The organism is Streptomyces sparsus, assembly GCF_054776295.1.
Genome location: NZ_BAAHCA010000346.1, coordinates 1 through 4,767, shown reverse-complemented (window position 1 = coordinate 4,767; position 4,767 = coordinate 1). Strand labels below are relative to the sequence as shown.

The 4,767-nt window shown below is 72.0% G+C and carries 5 protein-coding genes; 4 read left to right on the top strand and 1 reads right to left on the bottom strand.

Annotated elements, in window-relative coordinates; all coding sequences use genetic code 11:
* Window positions 1-23: 23 nt before the first annotated feature.
* A complete protein-coding gene (locus ACYVE9_RS16025; RefSeq protein WP_461028531.1) occupies window positions 24-1,499 on the bottom strand; it encodes a regulator in 1,476 nt (491 codons plus the stop codon).
* A 340-nt stretch (window positions 1,500-1,839) separates the two neighbouring features.
* On the opposite strand from ACYVE9_RS16025, the gene lipB reads away from it, so the two are divergent.
* The 4 genes from lipB (at window position 1,840) to ACYVE9_RS16005 (ending at window position 4,694) form a co-directional block, all read left to right on the top strand.
* Window positions 1,840-2,622, top strand: a complete 783-nt coding sequence (lipB, locus tag ACYVE9_RS16020) for a lipoyl(octanoyl) transferase LipB (protein WP_461028530.1) — start codon at window positions 1,840-1,842, stop codon at window positions 2,620-2,622.
* Between the two features lie 119 nt (window positions 2,623-2,741).
* The gene (lipA, locus tag ACYVE9_RS16015; protein WP_461028529.1) at window positions 2,742-3,683 is read left to right on the top strand and encodes a lipoyl synthase; all 942 of its coding nucleotides are present in this window, start codon (window positions 2,742-2,744) and stop codon (window positions 3,681-3,683) included.
* A gap of 111 nt (window positions 3,684-3,794) precedes the next feature.
* Window positions 3,795-3,995: an SCO2195 family GlnR-regulated protein gene (locus ACYVE9_RS16010; protein WP_461028528.1), complete on the top strand. Its 201-nt coding sequence runs from the start codon at window positions 3,795-3,797 to the stop codon at window positions 3,993-3,995.
* A gap of 9 nt (window positions 3,996-4,004) precedes the next feature.
* Window positions 4,005-4,694, top strand: coding sequence for a DUF4191 domain-containing protein (locus tag ACYVE9_RS16005; RefSeq protein ID WP_461028527.1), 690 nt, complete (start codon window positions 4,005-4,007; stop codon window positions 4,692-4,694).
* Window positions 4,695-4,767 lie beyond the last annotated feature (73 nt).

Here is a 4,767-nt window from a genome sequence, read left to right as displayed (position 1 = left end):
CGCGGCTCGCCACGCCGGCCACCTCAGCCCAGCGCGGCCACCCGCTCCCGGTAGCCGCGCACCGGAGCCGCGTCCCGGTACGGTTCGAGCCGCCGCTCGAAGTCGCGGACGTACTCGTGCGCCCGCACCGAGCGCATCTCCGCCGCCGCCTGCGCGGCCTCCGCGCCCAGCGCGCACGCCTGCTCGATCTCACCCAGCCCCAGGCGGGCCGTCGCCAGCACCACCCGGCAGAACAACCGGCTGCGCGCGTACCCGGGACCGCGCAGATGCAGCGACCGCTCCGCGTACTGGGCCGCCGTCCGGTACTGCTGGAGGTCGCGGTGGCAGTGGCCGAACTCGTCGGCGAGCTGCGCCTCGTCGAAGAACCGCGCCCACTGCGGCGTCTCCTCCCCGGGGCGCACCGCCTCCAGCGCCCGTTCGGCCCGGGCCAGGGAAGCCGTACAGGCCCGCACTTCGCCCAGCACGCCGTGACCGCGCGCCTCGGCGGCGTGCAGCAGGGCCTGGAGCACCGGCGGCGCCGACGCACCCACCCCCTGCTGCGCGACCCGGGCCAGCTGCACCGCCTCCCGGCCGTGCCCCAGGTAGACGGCCTGGCGGCTCATCGTGACCAGCACGTAACTGCCGTAGGCGCGCTCACCCGCGGCCTGGGCCAGCCGCAGGGCCTGCACGAAGTACCGCTGGGCGAGGCCGTGCGCGGCGATGTCGTACGCCGTCCAGCCGGCCAGCCTGGTCAGCTCGGCCGCCGCCGCGAACAACCGGCGGCCGGCCTGCTCGCCGTAGCTGCCCCGCAGCATCGGCTCGGCCTCGTGCTCCAGGTAGCGCACCAGGGCCTGCCGGGCGTGGCCACCGCCGTAGGCGTGGTCCAGCGTCCGGAACAGCTCGGCGACCGAACGCAGCGCGGTGATGTCTCCGGCGGTCACCCGCTGCCCGGCGGTGCGCTCGACCTGCTCGCCCAGGTCGGGCCGCGCCCGGGGGAGCACCGGGCCGCGACCCTGCGTGGGCACCCGGTGCGCTTCCGGAGGCTCCCCCCGGGCGACCCGCTCGTCGGCGCGGCCGATCAGCCAGTCGCGGCTGGGCACCACCAGGCCGGCCGGGGTGAACGCGATCTTGCGCAGCTCCGAGTGGCTGCCGGAGTCCTTGCGCCAGAGACCGCCGACGATGTCCACCGCCTCGGCCGGACTCGCGGCGAACTCCAGCCCGGCGTAGACCGGGGCGCAGGCGTCCAGGCCCAGATCCTGCGCGGTCAGCCGGCGGCCGAGCCGCCGGGTGAACACCTCGGCGATCAACGCCGGAGTGGTGCCCCGCGGTTGCTGGCCGCGCAGCCAGCGAGTGACGGACGTCTTGTCGTACCGCAGGTCCAGACCGTGTTCCAGACCGAGCTGGTCCACTCTCCGTGCCAGCCCGGCGTTGGAGAAGCCCGCCTCGGCGATGAGGGCGGCGAGTTGACGGTTGGGACTGCGTTGCTGGGAGGGGCGGCTCCCGGGTCGTTCCGTCGACATCAGTTGTGCGGTCTCCTGCCTGTCGGCTTGGGACAGACGCCGGGGCGCCCTGTTGGAACGGCGTGAATGTAGCGGCCCCACCGGTGTTCTCCGCCACATCGGTCCGGTATTCATCCATACGTGTGAGTGCATGGGCCGCTACAGGCGCCTGCGTACCGAGGTGCGCTCGGTCGTACAGTTGCCAGCAGGGGCGCCCGGCCGGGTCCGGGCCCCCGCGCGGCCTCCCCGGCACGGGAGGGGCGGCGCAGGCACCCGGGAACCCCGGACACGTCCGAGAGCGCCCGAGCGCACCGACACACCCGCGACACGGGCCGGGACGGCCGAGAGAAGGGAAGCAGCCGTGAGTGAGCTGCGCTTTGTCCACCTGGGCTTCGGCGAGGAGGCCGTGGAGTACCTCGACGCCTGGCAGCGGCAACGTGAGGTGCACGCGGCGCGCTTCGCCGACGAGATCGAGGACACCTGCCTGCTGCTCGAGCACCAGGCCGTCTACACGGCGGGCCGGCGGACCGAGGACAGCGAGCGGCCCCTGGACGGCACTCCCGTCGTCGACGTCGACCGGGGCGGGAAGATCACCTGGCACGGCCCGGGCCAGCTCGTCGGCTACCCCATCCTGAAGCTGCCGCGGCCGGTCGACGTCGTCGCCCACGTCCGCCGACTCGAGGAGGCGCTGATCCTCACCTGCGCCGACTTCGGACTGGAGACCACCCGGATCGAGGGCCGCAGCGGCGTGTGGGTGCTCGGCGACCCGGTGTCGCAACGCCCGGCGACGGGCGGCCTGGCGCTCGACTTCGACCCGCGCCTCGCGGACGAGGAGTTCGACGCGCGGCTGATGGGCCCCGAGTACGCGCCCTCCAACGCCGGCCAGCGCGGCGAGGACCGCAAACTGGCCGCGATCGGGATCAGGGTGGCCAAGGGCGTCACCATGCACGGCTTCGCGCTGAACTGCGACCCCGACAACACCTCGTTCGACCGCATCGTGCCCTGCGGCATCCGGGACGCGGGCGTCACCTCGCTCAGCGGCGAACTGGGCCGCGACGTGCCCGTCACGGAGGTGCTTCCGGTGGTCGAGAAACACCTCGAAGCGGTACTCGGCGCCCGGGCGCCGCTGCCCCGGGCCGTCTGAGGCGGTCAGGGCAGGGCAAGGCCCGCCTTCTTTCCCTCGGGTACCGGGGGTGGGAGGCCGGGAGACAGGTGGGCGTACCCTGGGATGCGCCGAAGAATCAAAAGTTTGAGGAGCCGGACGTGTCCGCTGTCGCACCCGACGGTCGAAAGATGCTCCGCCTGGAGGTCCGCAACAGTCAGACCCCCATCGAGCGCAAGCCGGAGTGGATCAAGACCCGGGCCAAGATGGGCCCCGAGTACAACGCCCTCCAGAGCCTGGTCAAGCGCGAAGGGCTGCACACCGTCTGCCAGGAGGCCGGCTGCCCCAACATCTTCGAATGCTGGGAGGACCGCGAGGCGACGTTCCTCATCGGCGGTGAGCAGTGCACCCGCCGCTGCGACTTCTGCCAGATCGACACCGGCAAGCCCGCCGAACTCGACCGCGACGAGCCGCGCCGGGTCGCGGAGTCCGTCGAGCAGATGGAGCTGCGCTACGCCACCATCACCGGCGTCGCGCGCGACGACCTCGACGACGGCGGCTCGTGGCTCTACGCCGAGACCGTCCGCCAGATCCACGCCCGCATGCCCGACACCGGCGTGGAACTGCTCATCCCCGACTTCAACGCCGTGCCCGAGCAGCTCGCCGAGGTCTTCTCCTCCCGCCCCGAGGTACTGGCGCACAACGTCGAGACGGTGCCGCGCATCTTCAAGCGGATCCGTCCCGCGTTCCGCTACGAGCGGTCGCTGGAGGTCATCACCCGCGCCCGCGAGGCCGGCCTCGTCACCAAGTCGAACCTGATCCTCGGCATGGGCGAGACCCGCGACGAGGTCAGCCAGGCCCTCCAGGACCTGCACGACGCCGGTTGCGAACTCATCACCATCACCCAGTACCTGCGGCCCACCCCCCGCCACCACCCCGTCGAGCGCTGGGTCAAGCCCCACGAGTTCGTGGAGCTCCAGGAAGAGGCCGAGGAGATGGGCTACGCGGGTGTGATGTCCGGGCCGCTCGTCCGCTCCTCGTACCGCGCCGGCCGGCTCTACCAGCAGGCCGTCGACCGCCGTCGGGCCACCGACGCGGCGTGAGATGTGTCTCAAAGCCGTTTGACCGATTTTGACCCGGTGGTCATGCGGTGGTAACACCTTTCGGTGACGATGGTTTCACTCACCGCTCACGTACCCGAGGGGACTCGACCAATGCAGGCTGCCGCCCCCGTACGCCCGACCTTCACCGACGCGCTGCGCACGTTGGAAGGGGTACTGCTGCGGAACGGCCAGAGCACGGCCCGTCGCAACGCCTGGACGGCCGTCCTGGAGGACCGCCGTCGGGCCAAGGACCGCGTGGAGACCGAGCACGTCCTGGAGGCCGCGGCTGAGGGCACTTCGGTCGCCACGTAAACTCCCTGTATGGCGCGGAAGGAAAAATCCGAGAATCCGGGGCGGCTCAAGCAGATCGCCCTGACGTACAAGATGGCCCGGCGGTCCGATCGGTGGCTCGGGTTCATCCTGCTCGGCGTGGGGCTGGTCACCTTCGGCGTTGTCCTCGGGATCGGCTTCCTCGTCGGGCACCCCGTCTACCTGGGCATCCTCGGCTTCCTGCTGGCCTTCCTCGCGGTGGCGATCATCTTCGGACGACGCGCCGAGCGGGCGGCCTTCGGGCAGATGGAAGGCCAGCCGGGAGCAGCGGCGGCCGTGCTGGACAACATCGGCAAGGGCTGGTCGGTCACGCCGGCCGTCGCGATGAACCGCCAGCAGGACGTCGTGCACCGGGCGGTCGGCCGGCCGGGCGTGGTCCTGGTGGCCGAGGGCAACCCGAACCGGCTGCGGACCCTGCTGGCCTCCGAGAAGCGGAAGATGGCCCGCGTGCTGGGCGACGTCCCGGTGCACGACGTCATCGTGGGCAACGGCGAGGGGCAGGTGCCGCTCGGCAAGCTGCGCACCACCATCGTCAAGAAGCGCCGGGTACTGCCGGGCTCCCAGGTGACCGAGATCAACGACCGGCTCCGGGCCCTGGGTGACCTGATGAGCAACATGCCGCTGCCGAAGGGGCCGATGCCCAAGGGCATGCGCATGCCGAAGGGGCCGACGGGCCGCTGACGGCGGCCGGTGACACGGCGTGAACGTCGTATACGGCCGTGGGCCCGACTCCCGAGCAGGCGGGGAGCCGGGC